Genomic DNA, 16,705 nt, shown 5'->3' on the forward strand with positions numbered 1-16,705 from the left:
AGGTTCGTCAGTTCGACACCGTAGTTGTCCGTGAACCCGCTGATGACCTGATGAATGAATTGGGTTCGCTCCTCGGTTAGCACTCCGCGCCGATACTTCGTGGTGAGTATCAGGTGGTAGTGCAGGGAATACGTCGAGTGCGCTCCCGAGGCGAGGTCGTGCTCCACTGGGTTCGGCAAATACTATACTATCCTACTGCAAAAACGTTGTGACTACGTGGGCCTGTGGGCCTGCAACCGAATTGTGTATGAGAACTGTTCGGCGCTGTATCCCCTCCCTGCTCGCACCTCCCGTTCGTCGGCGCTCGCTGAGGAAGGGGGCTTAGCGCCTCAATTCAGCTAACGACTGCGATCGATACGGCCGTTGACCAGCTCTCTCCGATAAGTGAGTAACTGCTTCTAATCGCTACGACGGCGACTGCGGAAGTCACACAATCGTGTGTCCGCGTGGTGTCTAAAAGGGTTAGAACGATGCTCCTGGTTGATAGTTTCAGGACCAGGATGGGTCTCGTCACCGTCTCGACGAGTCGTCTGACCAGTACTCACGCCGGGTCGGTCAACACTCCGTATTCCGGGCACTGGCCGAGAGACTGGCCATTGCGTGACACGGTGTGTCGCCTGGATAGGTGTGAGTCGATCGGATCATGTGGCGGCGGTCGAACTGCGGGGTTAATCTGACCGCGGGATTTACGTTAATTACCTCTTATCTGTTTAGCACATGAGTTCAGTGACGGTTCTGTGTACGGCGGATATCCATATCGGACGTCGTCCCAGCCAACTTCCCGATAGATTCAATCCAACTGCGTTTTCGCCGCGACGGGTCTGGGAAGATATTGCGGCGGCGGCTGTGGATCGGGGAGTGGACGCGGTCGTCGTTGCGGGCGATCTCGTCGACAATGAAAACAGGTACGCCGAGGCATTCGGTGCTGTCGAGTCGGTAGCAGCAACGTTGGCGGCGGCCGACATTCCGCTCGTCGTCGTTGCAGGTAATCACGACGCCGACGTGCTGCCGGACTTGGCCGATGCGATCGACCACCTCCAGTTGCTCGGCGGGGACGGCACGTGGGAGCGGCGGTCTCTCACCGCTGCCGACGGTGAGACTCGTTTCCATCTCGACGGGTGGTCGTTCCCGGGCCGGTACTATCACGAGAGTCCGCTAGCCACGTACGACCTGCCCGACGACGGGGTTCCACGCCTCGGGGTTGTCCACGCGGACGTAAGTGACGAAGACCGGTACGCCCCAGTCGCCGTCGACGACTTGGCGGCGAGTGGACATGCGGCGTGGGTACTCGGACATCTCCACGTCCCGGGGCCGCGGCACGACAATCCGCCTGTGCTCTATCCGGGCTCGCTCCAGCCACTGGACCCGAGCGAGACCGGGAGCCACGGTGCGTGGTTGCTCTCTGCCGAGTCTGACGGGACGGTCGATACGGAGCCGCTCGGTTTGGCGACGTTGCAGTATCACGAAGTCGTCGTGTCGGCGACTCCCGAGCAGGGCGTCCACGATGTCGTCGATACGGCACACGAGCAGTTACGCGACGCAGTCACGAACTGCGGCACTGAAACCGACCTCCTAGCCGCAGACTTGGTGATCGAGGGGCGGACCGACGCGAACGCTGACTTACGCAACCGACGTGGTGAATTCGAGCAGATCGAGCTCACAGACGGCGGAACGACAGTGCGAGTCGTCGACGTCGATATTACCACTCGCCCTTCGATCGACCTCGCCGAGCATGCCGGCAACGATGACCCCATCGGGTATTTGGCTGGACTACTGCGTGCTCTCGATGGCGATGACTCGCTGGACCCCTATCAGGATGTCATCGAGACGGCGCACGCGAGTGTTCGAGAGACACACGACTCCAACGCCTATCGAGAGCTCAAGAGCCACGATGAGACCTACACCCGCCCGACGGAAGCCGAAACGAAGGAGATACTTCGCCAACAGGCTCGGCAGCTCGTCGATGCGTTCGTCGAGCAGCAGGAGGTGACGGCCAATGAGTGAACCAGCCCCGACGGACACTGCACAGTCTGAGGCCGACCGTGACGCAGCGGACGAACGGAAGACGCCAATCGCCGTCGACGCCGTGACAATCGACCGGGCACCGGGCTTCGAGACGGCTGGATTCACGCTGTCGGAGTTTTCACCGGGTGTGAACGTCGTCTACGGTGCGAATGCGGCCGGGAAGACGACGCTGTCGGAAGCAATCCGGTGGTCGCTGTGGCCGGACGAGGCGCCGTCGTCGGCGAGGGTTCGGACTGACCTCACCTACGATGGTGAGTCGAGGCGGATTGAACTCAACGGGGGTGTCGCTGAACACTTTCGGGACGGCGCTTCTGCTGACTCGATTCCCGTCCCATCGCTGGATGGCGGTCGTCGGTATTCGCTCTCGTTGCACGATATGCTTCAGGAGGAAACGGACGACGGCGAGTTCGCGAACGTCATCCAGCGTGAATCGACCGGTGGATTCAATATCGATGCAGTTCGGGACGAGTTCGGTCTCAGTGGTGGAGCCAGTCCAGCGACACGGGGGATTACTGAGACGCAGGAAGCGGCGGCGGCAATCGAGGGTGTCGAGGAACTGCGGCGCGAAAGTCCGGACCTCGAGGAGGAACGAGCACAGCTCCGTCGGCTCGAAGCGGATCTCACGGCTGCTGCCGCCGCACGAGAGCGCGTCGACCTCCTCGAGGCGGCGATCGAGTACACGAAAGCACAGGACGACTTCGAGCAGCGAACGACCGAGGTGGAGTCGTTCCCGGCCGAGCTGGAGTCGTTCGACGGTGCTGAGCTGGAGCAGCTCGAGACGCTCGAACGACAGATCGAGGGACACAAACGGCAAGAGCAGGAGGCGGCCGAAAAATACCGGGAGGCGGCTGAAACGCTGGCAGAGGCGGAACTCCCCGAGGACGGTGTCAACGACGAGGCGTTACAGACGCTCCGAGAGCACCGAGACGACCTCGCTGCCGCCGAGGACGATCGGAATCGGCTGGAGCGAGACGTGGCTGAGGCGACGACCGAGCGCGAGGAGATCCGAAAAAAGATGCCACTCAACCTTGACGAGGAGACGTTGCGCGAGGTGGAGACGGACGACCTCGCTGAACTCCGATCGTTCGTCAGCAAGGTGGCCGAGTTCGAGGGCAAAAAACGGGTCGAAGCTGCTGTCGAGGAGTGGCTCGGCGACGAGTCCGAGAACCAGGACGACCGTGAGACACTCGAGAGCGGGCGGAACGCGCTCGAAAACTGGCTTGCAGCGCAGCCAGAACGAGCCAGTGACGCTCAGCAGAGCCGTGGTCCCGTTGCAGCGGCCGTCGCGGCCGGGATTTCGACGGCGCTATCGGGGGCCGTGATTGCACTGACAGTTAATCCGGCTGGCGCCGTGCTGTCGCTCCTCGGCCTCGGGTTGGCTGGATACGCGGTGCTCAGTGTGAGGAGTAACGATGCCAGTTCGGACTCCCCGAGGGCGACCCACGCGGAGACGTTCCGGCGGACCGGGCTCACGGAACCGGCTACCTGGGAAGTCGACGCGGTCAGAGACCGGTTAGTCGACATCCGCGAGCGGCTCAGCAGTGTCGAGGTCGACGAACAGGAGGCACAGAAGCGGGACGAACTTCGCGCGCAGTTCGATATCGAAGAGCTTCAGGACGAGCTGGAAACGGTTGGGGACCGTCTTCGGGAGCGGTTCGATGCTGCGGTCGACGACGATATCGAGCTAGCGGTGACGGTCGAGCGTGTCGAGCGCTGGCAGGCGGCCGACGAAACCGTCACTGGCAAACGGGCAGCAGTACAGGAAGCCAACGATCAGGTCGAGACGCATCGTGAGCGGTTCTGTACGACGGTCGAGCCGTACACGACAGAGACGTACTCCTACACGGTCGAGACGAGTGCAGACGCGACGGCCGTCGTCGAAAGTCTCGAACAGCGGCAACGCGACTACGAAGCTGCAACGCAGCGCCTCGCGGAGGTCGAGGGGAGTGTCGCGGAGGCACGTGACGGGCTCGAACAGTCCAGATCGGAGTGGGAGTCGTTGTTCACGGAACGCGGCTTGGAGCCTGGTGACCGAGACCGTCTCGAGGCGCTGTGTGAGCAATATTCGGAGTACGAAGCAGCCGTCGAGGCGAAAGACAGGGCCGAAACCACCGTGGAGAACCGACGTGACGACCTTCGTCGCCACGACGCCTACGACGAAGCGATCGAAACGCGAGACAGAGACGACCTGGAAGCAGAATTAGCGGACAAGGAGGAAACTGCAGGCGAACACGACGAGCTCTTAGAGCGGAAAACACAGTTAGAGACGGAAATAGCGGACGCGAAAGCATCGACAGAGATTGCTGACGCTGTTCAACAACGGGACGAAGCGTTGGCGGGACTCGCGGGAGCGCTCGAAACGGACGTCGCCGATGCGGTCACGGATACGCTCTTAGAGTTCGTCGAGGCCGAAACAGTCACCAGCAATCAGGAGCCGGTGTTTCAGCGGGCGGACGTTCTCCTGCGTCGGATTACCGACGGCGAGTTCGAGCTCCGACTCGACGACGGGATGTTCAGAGCATACAACACGGGTGAGCAGCGACGAGTCGATCTGAACGATCTCTCGAGCGGTACGCGAGTGCAGGTGCTGCTCGCAGTCCGGGTCGCCTTCGTCGAACACAGGGAGCAGGAGACCGCGCCACCGTTGTTGCTTGACGAGACGCTGGCGCCGTTCGACGACCAACGGGCCGCAACGGTCCTCGACACTGTGATCGATCTGGCACGAGACGGGCGGCAGGTGTTTTACTTCACGGCCCGACACGACGAGCGCACACGCTGGGAGAACCGCCTCGAAGAAGCGGACACTGCGTACAGTCTCCAGAGTCTAACCGCGGACGACGCGCACGACCCAATCGCGGAGCCGCCGACCCTCGAGACACCCGGTGCAATCGACGTGCCAGAGCCGGACGGCGACGATCACTGGACGTATCGCGAGCGACTGGACGTGCCGACGTTCGACCCACGACAGGGGGCGGCGTCAGCGCCGCTCTGGTACGTGACCGAGGACCCAGCGGTACTGTACCGGCTCCGTACGGCCCGGATCGAACGCTGGGGGCACCTCCAGTCATTGTTGGCGGTCGGTGCCGTCGATGGCCTCCTGTCGGAGACGTCTCGAGCGCAGGTTCGCCGGCACGGCGCGGCGTTGGAAGCGTTCGTCGAAACGTACACGGTCGGGCGCGGAAAGCCAGTCGACCGTGACGTGTTGGAAGCCAGCGGCGCCGTCAGCGACACCTTCATCGACGAGGCGAGTGCGCTAGCGAACCGCGTCGACGGTGATCCAGAGCGGATAATCGACGGGCTGCCAGATATCAGTCATTTCCGGCAGGACAAAATCGACGAACTCCAAAATTACCTCCGCGACGAGGGCTACCTCGATCCGCGCCCGAAGCGACCGGACGACCAGGTCCGGTCAGTAGTGGTTGATACCTACTGTCAGCACGGACTGGCCCCAACGACCGCGGCGAAGGCCGCGGACGGGCTTCTCGACCGAGTTGCAGCGGATTCCGAGCCGAGCGAGAGAACGGACTGAACTCGCCTCGGTCAGACCCTCCACGGTGAATCTCGAGACGACGTCCTCGCCGGACCGGCGGCGGCTCTACAGGCGGAGCAGGCCGAGCACCTCGGGGTCGAACGGAAAGCTTTGATTGCCGTGATGACGAGACGCTTCGCATCTCGAACCACTTGACCCCGAGGGTGAAGGCCGTACGCTCCAGTGACCAAACCCGCTACGTTTAGGTATATCCAAAATATCTCGATAGCGCGTGGACGCGGTCGATGAGCGGCCGGATGTCGTCCGAGACGGCGAGTTCTTCGGCCGTGGCCTCGTGGGTAGCTACCATGGCGTGTCGCGAGTGCACACACCGAACCAGATCAACGGGTGGGTCGGTTGGTTCCAGGGAGCGGTGTCACTTACTGAAAATTCGAGGCGAAAGCCTCGCCGTTCACGGCGGGAATGACGCCGACAGCTGAGAATCAAACCACGCAACTAAATTGCCCCGAAATTCTTCGATTCGACCGAACTATATATGACAATTTCGAGGCGGCTTCGCCGCCGTTTTAAACGGATAGTATCTGGATTCGGGCCACACCACGTCTGAAGGAATCCCTCTCGGGCCACTGGCTGTGGATTCCGACACGCACGGTAACTCTGAATCCCATGCCGAGATAGCAGAACGGCGGCCTGGCCCCGCCAGCAGTCCGGTCATGCCGACCACGAGTGTAAATCTTAAAATGTCCAACCGAGCGGCGCGGTGCCGTGGGAGTCGTCGCCCTTCAGCGCGGGGAGGAGGTCAAGTTGTCGTAGGACATATTCACTCACTCGATCGAGCGTCTTCGGCCGGCCACGTTCGAGGCCTGCCCACCGACGGCGGCGGCCCCGACTCGTCCGAGCATCCGGACGGTTCCCGACGAACCGGGTTCGCCCGAGCGGATATGAAACTACTTGAGGATGTCACCCGCAGTAGCCGACGTGATCCGAACACTCGCGACGCTGCTGAAACTCGGACTCGTGGTGATTGGCCTGGTGACCGTGTTGTTCGTCGTCTTCTCGTACGGCTGGAACGGCGAGCCACCGACCGTCGAACTGGCGTAGCCGAAGTCGCCCGTACCCGGGTTACCACCCGAATTCGTCGTGAATACGGCGACCCTCGTCGTTCAATATCGGGCCGACGACACGCGTGCCGTTGAGGATTTCCGAGGCTCGCGTCGCCGACTCCGTCCCCTGGAACGCTGCGATCTCGTCGCCGCCGACACTGTACACGACGCCGTCGAACCCGGCGCGCGCGATTCCACCGGCACACATCGGACAGGGTTCGGTACTGGTGTACATCACCAGTTCTGCCCGCTCGTCCGGTTCGTACTCGTTGCAGGCGCGATGTGCGAGGTGGAGTTCGGGGTGTCGCCGAATGTCCGATTCCGTGTTCACCCTGTTCGAGTCGGTCATCACTACGGTGTCGTCCCGGACCAGGACGCTCCCGAACGGCTCGTCACCGCGGTCCGCGGCCGCTCGTGCCAGCTCGAAGGCGTCACGCAGGTGCGCTTCGTGGTCGAACCCATCGAAATCGAGGTCGGTCATGTCACTCGATAGGAGCCACAACTCAATGACCCGTTCGGTCTGCCTGCAGGCCCGGATACGCTCGGATATCGTGTAGCAATTACTATTAGATTCCGCCGCGACATCGTTAGCATGGAACCAACGGCGGCGGGGGAACAGTGTCAGGCGGTCCTCGGTCGAGTGAGTGACGCGGTCATCGCAGACGATACCTTTCTCTCGACAGTCCTGACGGGCGTCCTCTCCCGGGGGCACGTTCTCATCGAGGACGTTCCCGGGACGGGAAAGACGTTGACAGCACGGACGCTCGCCGAGACTCTGGGGCTCAGTTTTTCCCGGATTCAGTTTACGCCGGATCTGTTACCGACTGACGTGACCGGAACACACATTTTCAACGAGCAGGCGAACACCTTCGAGTTCAACCAGGGTCCGGTGTTCGCGAACATGGTTCTCGCGGACGAAATCAACCGGGCCCCGCCGAAAACGCAGGCGGCATTACTCGAGGGCATGGGCGAGGGGCAGGTGACGGTCGACGGTGACCGGTTCGACCTCCCGGACCCGTTTTTTGTCGTCGCGACACAGAACCCGGTCGAACAGGAGGGCACGTTCCCATTACCCGAAGCGCAGCTCGACCGGTTCATCGTCAAAACCGAGATGGGATATCCCGGACCGGAAGGCGAACTCGAACTGTTGAATCGGCGGGAACAGCGCGATATGCAGATTCCGACCGCCGACACACAGTTGACGCCCGAGGCGGTCCAGACACTCCAGCAGGTGCCAGAGCAGATTACGGTCACGGAGGAGCTCAAACGGTACATGATCCGGCTCACCCAGGCGACACGGGACGACAACCGAACCAATATCGGCGTCTCACCCCGCGGTCTCCAGCGACTCTACGAGGCGAGTCGAGCTCGTGCCGTCGTGCTCGGTCGCGATTACGTCACCCCCGAGGACGTCCAGCAACTGGCACAGCCGGTGTTGGCCCACCGGCTCGTTCTCGAAACCGAGGCGAAGGTGAACGACGTCTCGAAGCGTGACATCGTCGATCACGTTCTGCAACGTGTATCGGTTCCCGGAGCCGAGAACGCCGGTGGCGCTAATCCCGCAAACTGAACAGCAGTGTAATCATCCCACCGACGGAGAGCACGAGCCCGACCAGGAGCCGCGGACTGCTCCCCGAGAACTGGACACCGGTCGTGGCTCGGTAGCCGCCGTACGCCAGACCGGTGGCCAGTCCAGTGGCCACGAACCCACCGACGGAGTGGACGAGTTCCGCGCGCTTCGTCTCGGCGTGACGACCGAGGCGGGAGCCGAGCGCAGCGGCGTACTGTCCGAGGTCCCAGACGTACAGGACGCCGCCGACGGCGACGAACACGAGGAGGGGCGAGCGTGTGGCGTCGATGAACCCGACAGTGATGGCCGCGAGCAGGACGAACCCGCAGCCGAGCGCGAGGCCACTGGTGTCGTCCGGAACGACGTTGAACAGTTCGAGCAGGTAGACGCCGGACAGGAGAATCGCGATCACCACGACTCCGAGATAGGAGCCCCCGAGGAGTAGCGTCGTAGGGCCGAGAAGACGGTACAGTTGGTACACTGTCCGTGCGACCGCCTGCTGTTCGGCGAGTTGTGCGAGGGTCGTCTCGAGTTGTGTCAGTACGACCGGCGCCCCGGCACTGATCGCGAGAAGCACACCGACGTAGCCGAGGATACTGACGAACACTGGTCGCCGATGTGAATCCAGTAACACGTGCTTCCGGACGACAGCGAGCACGCCGAGTCCACCCAGGCCGGCGAGACAACCCAGCGATAGCCAGTGGAGCGGTTCCGTTCGGCCGAGCGTCCAGGCGGTTTCGGACACGGTTCCGGAGACGGAGTAGACGGCTGGCCCAAACCCTGTCAGTTCGGGTGGGGTTCGCACGAGCAGCCCCAGACTGATGAGCGAGGCGGCGAGCGGACACAGGCCAAACACCACTGCGTACCACAGTCGGCTCCCGACCGCCTCGACGAACCCCGACCGCCCCTGTGTAAACAGAACTCGGAACGCGGGCGGGACCACAGCCGCGGGAACGCGAGCCCGGAGCAGGCCACAGCCCACAATCAGGAACGCGAGTTCCCCGAGCAAGACCCCGAACGGAGCGAACCCTGTCGACGAGCTCCGCAGGAACGTCTCGACGGTGGCGACACCAGCAGCGAGCAGCTTCTGTCCGAGCGGGCTGTCGAGCGAGAGCGTCAGGAAGCCAGCCAGTGGGAGTGCCAGACTGATGGTCAGCAGCGACGACTTCACTCGTTTTCGGACGGCCGAACGGAGCCCAACGGTGAGGTCGAGCGTCACGGCGCCGAGCCCGAGAACAACAGCGACGCTCGCCAGGGCCGTGAGGGCGCCAGAACTGAGCCGCACAGCCAGCACAATCGACGCGAGGAACGCGATCGAACTCACGACGAGCAGGACGCTCCCAGCAACGACGTACTGCGGCCTCTCGCTCGTGAGTGCCCAGAACGTCAGTGTAAACAGTGCCGCCGAGCCCAGACCGGTGAGGAACGCGCCCGCTGACCCGACCGGAACGGCGACGAGGGCACTGACGATAACTGTCACGAGAATCGCGCCCACGGAACTCAGGCGCGTGGGAAGCCTGACGAGCGGGTCCGAGTCCGGGACAGTCACACTGCCGTCTGCGCCCCAGTCGAGCAGCGGTGCCGAGTCCGACTCCGTTGCTGCCCCGTCGCTCGCTGTTTTACTCTGACTGGTCGGAGACGTCGTAGACTCAGTGTTCACAGTTTCTCTCCCCGCTCGGTTCGCCGGTGTGGATTCCTGGCTGTCTGTTCGGTGTCCACCCGAGGGGTCTGTCCACGTCTCGGTCACGGGGTCGAACAGCCGAACAGACGCTGGCCGCCCCTCCTCGGGGGCGAAGTGTGGCCGATACAGATAGCTATCGGGGTCGAGCTCACCGATTCCGGATTTCAGATACCCCGCCTGAGAGACGTCCAACTCGTCGACGTCGGCGGAAATATCGGCTTCGCGCGCCCGGTATACGTCCCAGACCGTCCGGTAGCCCTCGCGAGCCAGCGCGTTCGCCTTTCGTTCGTCGATCGTCTCGACGTCGCTCAGTTCCATCACGGGCCGGTCTGTACCGTTGTGTCCGTCGCTGGATGCACCGGTCACAGTTGCCCCTCCAGCGTTCGGGTGATCGCCTCGGCGAGGGGTTGCTCGGGGTCCCAGGAGATGACACCAACCCCCGTGCGCCGGAGCCTCGTGATCCGCATGTCCCGGTCGAGCGACTCGACTTGTCCCCCGGCAGTGTCTCGGCTCGTCACGTCTGGACTGAGTACAGTGACCACGTGGTCGAACGACTGGAGATAGGTGGCTACGTCTCGGGGAAACGAATCGAGAAACGGAGAGACGAGTATCAGGTTCGTGCGCCTCGGGAGATGCTCCTCGAGCGACTCCAGAGTGCGCTGGACCGTTCCGTCCCCGTCGGCGAGAGCCCGATTGTTCGCGTGACCCGACGTCGCTCTACGCCCGGATCGACGGGTCAGCGTCGTCGTGTTGTTCGACCACTCGGTAGCGACTGCCTCGCGGAACGCCAGTGTCGTTCGTGCCTTCTGATCAGCCCCGCGAGCCGGTGGGAGCAACTCGGTTCGCGAGCCAGTGTCAAACGCGACACCGGTTTCGGCTCCGTAGGTGAACAGTGGGTCGAGCAACCGACGGGCAGCATACACACTCAACTGATTCGCGGGTGGATCGATGGCTCGCCGGGCGACGTCGACCTCCGGCCGGAGGTCCACGAGGACGACGACGGGTGCGCCCTTCCGTTCCCGGAACTCCACGGTCGTGAGTTTGCCTTCTCTGGCGTAGCGGTTCCAATCGATCCGGCTGACGGGGTCGCCGTGCTGGTGTTCTCGGATGGTGTAGAACTCCGTCCCCGTCCCGCCGTCGTCGGTCGGGACCTGGCCGACGTGTTCGTGTGTCAGTTCCCGCTCGACCGGGTCGTGGACGGCCGCATCGCAGGTTATCTCCGTGGTTCCGGTCGCCAACTGACCCTCCTCCCGCTGTTCGGTGCTACTGAATCCCTGTCCGTTCAGGTAGGTATCGCCGAACTCGTGGGTGCCCCGCTTCGCGACGACGCCGTAGGTCACCGTCGCGGACTCCCCCGGCCGCAACGCCGTCGCCCGCCGCGGTGAGCCATTCGCGACGCCGAGTTCCGCCGGGACTCCGTCGACGATTTGGAGTTTGGGGACCGTACTCCCGCCGCTGTTGGTCACGGTCAGCGTGACGGTGACCTCCGAACCCGGCGGTGGGTTCGTATCGTCGACCGTTCGGCAAATCTCGACGTCGAGTGCAGGGAGCGCCGTGAGCTGTCCATACAGGAGGTAGCTGACGGGCGCAATCGCAGCTAACAGGACCACACGGTTCCCGGTGAAGACGCCGATAGCACTGACGAGGATTGCGACGACGACGAGTGCCGTCAGTCGGTTCGTCGCCCGGGTCACGCTCATTCGCCGTCCCCCGGGGCCGCAGTTTGTGTCCGCTCGGCCGCGTACTCGTCGAGCGCATCCACAGTGTGGCGAATCCGCCGCTCGGCGCGTGGCATCGGTCGAAGCCAATCCCAGAGTTCCGTGCGCCAGGAAGGGCCATCGGCGGCCGACCCGCCGAGGAAGGCCGCCGCCCGTCGGTCGTCTGTCCACTGGCCGGTGTCGACGCGTTCCGCCGCCGTCCGCTCGTCGTCCCCCTCGTACAGTGTTTGCAGTTCGATCGCTCGATCACGGAGTGCCGTCTCGATACGACTGACCTCGACGTCCCTCGCCGACTCGATGGTCGCAAGGTGACCGTCGAACGCCGTGCCGACCTGTTCTGCAGGGGCCGTCTGGATGGACTCTGGCGGGTATGGGAGTGGATCGGTGTCTCGACTCGACGCCGCTTGACGACCGATTCCCACGACGTGCCGGCCCAGGTAGAGCAGTATCCCACCCGTGAGCGCCGTGACGCCGAGCCCTCGCAGCAGATTGTTTCGGATCGAGTCAGGGAGCCGCGATACGGGGAGTTGTTCGAGTGGGAGCGTGGCCGGCCGGAAGAGGACCACCATCGTGAGACCCACCAGGACCAGACCGACGCCGGCCAGCAGTATCCGCGTCACCCGACCGAAACGCCAGCCAGTCGCCGCTCCACCGTCGGTCAGTAGCTGGTGGCTTGGCTCGTCTTGCGTGTCGCTGCCGCCGACAGTCACAGTCAGCGCGGACGTCTGCCCGAGTACCCGCCGGCAGAGTTGCCGGACAGCCACGCAGAGTGCAGCAACAGCACGCCCGGGCCGAGACCCCCTAATCATCGGCCGTTCCTCCCTGACTCCGATCCTGGTCGAGTTCGCGAGTAATCGTCCGAAGGGCATCGTGAGCCTGTCGTTCGTCGACCGATGTCGGATCCCAGTAACTGTATTCGGCTTTTCGGTACAGTTCTGTGAGTGTTTCGACGGCCTCGGCCGGGAGCCCGTGGTCGACGGCCCGTTCACCGTACTGAACAGGCGTCGTCGCCTCTGGATTCGAGACTGGGACCCGCGCGGTCAGTTCGCGCCACGCGTCCTGAATGTCGATTTGCTCGTCGTCGTCGGTAGCAGTGGCTGCTGTACCCTGTGTGGCCTCACCCCTGGTCCCGGACGTGACACTCCCCAGTGACTGAACTCGTCCGCGGAGCGCCGAGACGAGTCTGGACAGAAACTCCCGTGGCCCCGTCTCCCGCACAGCGTCGTAGTATCGGGTGAGGACTCCCCGGAGCGACGCCCAGTAGGCTCGTAGCCAGGCCCGAATTCGCCGCTTCCGCTGGCCGAGCCACGAGGCGATACGGCTGGGTGTCGCGCGGAGCGTTGCTACCGTATCCGAAACGAGATGCCTGCAGTACCCTTCGAGGCGGTCGAGAAGGCTCGCGACGTATGCGACCGCACCGACCACTGACGAGACCACTCGTCGGAGTGTCCTCGCCGTACTCCGGCGGACCCTGGCCACGAAGGCGGCCGGTGACGGCCCGACGTCGAGATACCGACTACTGAGTGTCAGTCCGACGAGTGTCACGAGGCCCAGCACGACCAGCCCCGGAAGAAGGAGAATCCACGACACGGTCGTCGAGCCACGAAGCTCGCCGCGGCTGACGCGCAGTTCGTACGCATTCTGGACCGGGACTGTCACCTCGAGAACGCCGCCCCCGCCGGTCGTCCCGAGCAGTTCGCCGTCGCCACGGACGGTCGCGTTGGGAACCGGCTCACCGTCGACCGTGACCGTGGTCTCGACGGACAGGCCAGGCGCTACCACTCCGCTCGTGGTGACCGTCAGTTCGTCGGGGAGGTCGACCGTCCGGTTCGTCGTCGACGCTCCCCTGGTCACACCCACGACGACGTCAGGGCGGAAGGGGAGTGTGAAGCTCGCACTCCCGCTCGCGTTCGTCTGTCCGACTCGGTCACCGTCGAGGCGGACCGTCGCGTTCGGTACCGTTGCATTCCCAACGGTTGCCGTGATTCGGAGTTCGTTCCCCGGCGTTCGCTCGCCCGTCACGGAAACGTTGAGCCTCCGTGGCCTGATCGTCGTCGACGCACGGGCTTCGCCGCGCTGGGCAGTTACGTTCACCTGATCCGCGTACGGGACGTCGACCGTGATATTTCCACTCCCGTCGGTCAGGCCGACGAATCGGCCGTCTACCGACACCGCGGCCTCAGTAATCGGGAACTGTTCGATCTCCGCTCTGACGGATATCGACTGGTCCGGTGTCGGCGTCTCGGGTGCGACGACCCTCAACTCCGTATCGACGTCGAGTCGAACAGTCCGGTTCGTTCCGTCGGCACCCTGCTGGCTGCTTTCGGTCGCGGGAGACCCGCCAGTCACGACCCCTCCACCGCCAGCGAACGCGGCCGAGAGCGCACCCGACCCTGCCAAGTTGGTGGCCCCTCGCTGTGCCGGGCTACCGGTCGGCTGACTGTTTTCCGCTGGGGGTTCGATCTCGACAAACAGGGTCTCTTCGAACGGGACCTGCGCCCTGAGTTGCCCATCGGCATCCGTCAGTCCGACTGACTCGTTATTGAAGCGGACTGTGACGCCGCTCTGTGGTGACCCGCCCCGGGTCACGGTCACGGTGACGTTACGACCAGGAATTCGGTCGCCGTCGACTGAGATGTTGTACGCGGGCGCCGAACCGTCACCCGTGTCGTTGTTTTCTGTGCCGTTTTGCTGTGGTGGTTCATCGGTCCCCTGGTCGCCGGACGAACCCTGTGACCCCTGCCCCTGCTCGTCGTCCGAGTCGCTGGTCCGTTCGCCGGAATTGCCACGCTGGCCCCGTTGGCGCTGACCGCCCTGCTGGTTTTGCCGCCCGCTGTTTCCGCTCTGGCCCTGCTGTTCCTGCTGCGTGTCTCCGCCGGCCTGCCTGCCGTTCTGCTCTGAATCCCCGCCACCGGACCGTGACCCGGAACCGGCCGACTCCGAGGGACTTCCCTGGCTGGGGGGCGAATACGATTCTCCCCTCGACGCCTCCGTATCGACACCGGCCGACCCCCGTGTGCGAGCGTCGGAGAGTGCCTGCCCTTCCGAGTTCGTTCGGGCACTCGGTGGTGTGGGGTCGAACTGGACCCACCCTTCACCGGGGAAGTACACTTCGACCCAGGCGTGCGCATTCATCTGACGGACGACGAATGTGCCATCGTCGGCCTCCTGTCCGGGGGAGTACCCGGTGACGTAGCGTGCCGGGACGTCCTGTGTCCGCAGCATCACGACCATCGCAGCGGCGAAGTACTGACAGTAGCCACGCTCCATCTCGAAGAGGAACGTATCGACGAAGTTCGAGGGCGCGTCGCGGGCCTCCAGCGAGTAATTTTTGTTCGCCTCCAGCCAGCGCTCGATCTGTGCGGCCGTCTCGTACCGTGTCTCGGCGTCGCTCGTGAGACTGTCCGTCAGCACACCGACCCTGCTGGGTGTGCCGGCCGGCAGTTGCGTGTAATGCTGTGCCAGCACCGGTGGATCGGTTCCGCCTGCCCGTTGAAGCGTCGCTGCAGTCGACATCGGGAGCCGACTGGCGACGGTGTAACTCTCGTTGGTGCCTACCGACTGGGTCGAGACGAGTCGCCCGTCGTCCGTGACCCGACCGTACGCCCCGCCGTCGACGAGTCGCTGTGGCCGCCACGCCGTTGGCAGTGTCCGTGTCGAGAGTGGCTGTTTCGCGATGATTTCGTGACTGAACCGGTCTCCGTCCACGGATGGCTCCGGAACTGGTCGATCTTCGACCGTTCGTTGCCACTCCGTTCCGGTGTACCGGTCGTACGCTCTCGTTCGCCAGTAGGCGGCAGTGTCAGCGTCCACGACGAACTGCACCTGTGGATCGCCGCGGGACAGTGGCCCGCCGAGCGCGGTACTGTTTCCCCGTGAGGGGCCGATGATCGACTGCTGTGACCGGGACGCCGACTGTCCGGATTGCTGTCCAGTCTGTGTCGCCGCAGAACCCGACGCCTGCGTCGCACTGCCACTGACCGTCCCATTCCGCCCCCGGGCCGATGCGTTGGTCCCTGAGCCGCTGGACCCATCACCGGCACCGGCAGTTCGGTCCCTCTCCGCACCCCTCCCGGCCGACTGCCCTGCTGTGCTGCTGTTGCCGTCTCCTTCGAGCGACGGTTCAGTGCTACTGCGGTCCGAAGCGGTCCGACACCGGTCCGATTCAGCGGACTCCGGTGTGGGCGTTGGGATGACACGGTCCCGGGCGGGAGTGTACTGCACAGGCGCGTCCTGGCGCTGGTTCTGCCCGGCGGTCTGAACAGCATCCACACAGGAACTGCCGCCGCCCTCCGGTCCTGGTCCTGGTCCCGGTCCCGGTTCCGACCCTGGCCCTGACCCCGACTCTTGACCCTGACCCACTCCCTGACCGAGTGACCGTCGGGCCGCTCCCTCTGACCCAGATTGGCTCCCGCCGCCCGTTCCCGACCCGGGCGTTCTCACTCCGTCTGCGGTTCCGATACCACCGGTTCCGCCGCTGCTCTGTGACCCCGTTGTCCCACCATCGCCGATGCCGCTATCGACGCCCCCGTCGGAAAACGGGACCCCGAACAGTGACGACGCGAGGACGATAGTGCCGATACAGAGCGCTGATAGCCCCGCCCCGGAGAGGTCCCGCGACATATCAGCATATATGATCGTACGGAATCCTAAATCATTCGACTCGAACGGCGACCGGATCGGGAGGGTGTGCATCGAACGGTCCACGCAGTGGTTCGTCTTCGAGGCCGTCGGGGGCGTCGTCCGTCTTCGGTGTGCGTGTAAATCGCCTCGGGGTCAAGCCCCGAGGCTTTCGCGTGGACTCCCGTTCTATGCCTCGGTAGAGGCAGGGGGTGCGTACTCCCCGCTCACGTTCAACGTCCCGCGATTCAAGCGCACATCTACGGGTGCGCCTCCATCGTCTGCGTTTTGCCGACGACGGAGATACTGCAAACCGATGTTCTTGGAAGCGTTGTAGTCGGCGTGGTTCTCATACCCGCACTGCTGACACTCGAACGACTCCCCGTTCCGGTTATCGTCGTGGGTAAACCCACACGTCGAACACCGCTTCGACGTGTTGCGCGGGTCAACCTGCACGGCTTCGACGCCGTGTTCTTTGGCTTTGTATTCGACGTACTC

11 protein-coding genes are annotated in these 16,705 nt (G+C 63.8%); 4 read left to right on the plus strand and 7 right to left on the minus strand.

Translation table 11 applies throughout. The features are described 5' to 3' along the window. Nucleotides 1-167: transposase (locus Q0964_RS15880; RefSeq protein WP_299269504.1), on the minus strand; the 167-nt coding region annotated here is incomplete at its 3' end. Nucleotides 168-717: 550 nt separating this feature from the next. On the opposite strand from Q0964_RS15880, the gene Q0964_RS15885 reads away from it, so the two are divergent. The 3 genes from Q0964_RS15885 (at nucleotide 718) to Q0964_RS15895 (ending at nucleotide 6,616) form a co-directional block, all read left to right on the plus strand. Beyond that, nucleotides 718-2,004: a metallophosphoesterase family protein gene (locus Q0964_RS15885; protein ID WP_299269477.1), complete on the plus strand. Its 1,287-nt coding sequence runs from the start codon at nucleotides 718-720 to the stop codon at nucleotides 2,002-2,004. Next, nucleotides 1,997-5,554: an ATP-binding protein gene (locus Q0964_RS15890; RefSeq protein WP_299269479.1), complete on the plus strand. Its 3,558-nt coding sequence runs from the start codon at nucleotides 1,997-1,999 to the stop codon at nucleotides 5,552-5,554. Before Q0964_RS15885 ends, Q0964_RS15890 begins: the two co-directional genes overlap by 8 nt. Before the next feature lie 939 nt (nucleotides 5,555-6,493). After that, nucleotides 6,494-6,616 carry a hypothetical protein gene (locus Q0964_RS15895; RefSeq protein ID WP_299269482.1) on the plus strand — a complete coding sequence of 41 codons (123 nt, stop codon included), beginning with the start codon at nucleotides 6,494-6,496 and terminating at the stop codon, nucleotides 6,614-6,616. Nucleotides 6,617-6,637: 21 nt separating this feature from the next. Here Q0964_RS15895 and Q0964_RS15900 read toward each other — a convergent pair whose 3' ends face one another. Next, nucleotides 6,638-7,099, minus strand: a complete 462-nt coding sequence (locus Q0964_RS15900; RefSeq protein ID WP_299269485.1) for a nucleoside deaminase — start codon at nucleotides 7,097-7,099, stop codon at nucleotides 6,638-6,640. A 111-nt stretch (nucleotides 7,100-7,210) separates the two neighbouring features. On the opposite strand from Q0964_RS15900, the gene Q0964_RS15905 reads away from it, so the two are divergent. Beyond that, nucleotides 7,211-8,188 carry an AAA family ATPase gene (locus Q0964_RS15905; protein ID WP_299269488.1) on the plus strand — a complete coding sequence of 326 codons (978 nt, stop codon included), beginning with the start codon at nucleotides 7,211-7,213 and terminating at the stop codon, nucleotides 8,186-8,188. Here Q0964_RS15905 and Q0964_RS15910 read toward each other — a convergent pair. From Q0964_RS15910 to Q0964_RS15930, 5 genes are all read right to left on the minus strand, one after another. Next, nucleotides 8,172-10,235 carry a DUF7519 family protein gene (locus Q0964_RS15910; protein WP_299269491.1) on the minus strand — a complete coding sequence of 688 codons (2,064 nt, stop codon included), beginning with the start codon at nucleotides 10,233-10,235 and terminating at the stop codon, nucleotides 8,172-8,174. The two genes, Q0964_RS15905 and Q0964_RS15910, sit on opposite strands and share 17 nt — an antisense overlap. Then, nucleotides 10,232-11,569 carry a DUF58 domain-containing protein gene (locus Q0964_RS15915; RefSeq protein WP_299269494.1) on the minus strand — a complete coding sequence of 446 codons (1,338 nt, stop codon included), beginning with the start codon at nucleotides 11,567-11,569 and terminating at the stop codon, nucleotides 10,232-10,234. Before Q0964_RS15915 ends, Q0964_RS15910 begins: the two co-directional genes overlap by 4 nt. After that, nucleotides 11,566-12,351: a DUF7269 family protein gene (locus Q0964_RS15920; protein WP_299269497.1), complete on the minus strand. Its 786-nt coding sequence runs from the start codon at nucleotides 12,349-12,351 to the stop codon at nucleotides 11,566-11,568. The genes Q0964_RS15915 and Q0964_RS15920 overlap by 4 nt, the downstream gene beginning before the upstream one ends. A gap of 37 nt (nucleotides 12,352-12,388) precedes the next feature. Further along, nucleotides 12,389-15,412: a transglutaminase TgpA family protein gene (locus Q0964_RS15925; protein ID WP_299269500.1), complete on the minus strand. Its 3,024-nt coding sequence runs from the start codon at nucleotides 15,410-15,412 to the stop codon at nucleotides 12,389-12,391. A 984-nt stretch (nucleotides 15,413-16,396) separates the two neighbouring features. Beyond that, nucleotides 16,397-16,705 (minus strand): zinc ribbon domain-containing protein (locus Q0964_RS15930; RefSeq protein WP_299269502.1); only part of this gene is annotated, 309 nt, incomplete at its 5' end.

Source organism: Halorientalis sp., from assembly GCF_028275115.1.
Taxonomy (GTDB): domain Archaea; phylum Halobacteriota; class Halobacteria; order Halobacteriales; family Haloarculaceae; genus Halorientalis.

Bases quoted from the DNA above. Each gene is read 5' to 3' on its own strand.
- Q0964_RS15915 (WP_299269494.1), bottom strand. From the start codon at position 11,569: ATGAGCGTGACCCGGGCGACGAACCGACTGACGGCACTCGTCGTCGTC.
- Q0964_RS15885 (WP_299269477.1), top strand. From the start codon at position 718: ATGAGTTCAGTGACGGTTCTGTGTACGGCGGATATCCATATCGGACGT.
- Q0964_RS15890 (WP_299269479.1), top strand. From the start codon at position 1,997: ATGAGTGAACCAGCCCCGACGGACACTGCACAGTCTGAGGCCGACCGT.
- Q0964_RS15905 (WP_299269488.1), top strand. From the start codon at position 7,211: ATGGAACCAACGGCGGCGGGGGAACAGTGTCAGGCGGTCCTCGGTCGA.
- Q0964_RS15900 (WP_299269485.1), bottom strand. From the start codon at position 7,099: ATGACCGACCTCGATTTCGATGGGTTCGACCACGAAGCGCACCTGCGT.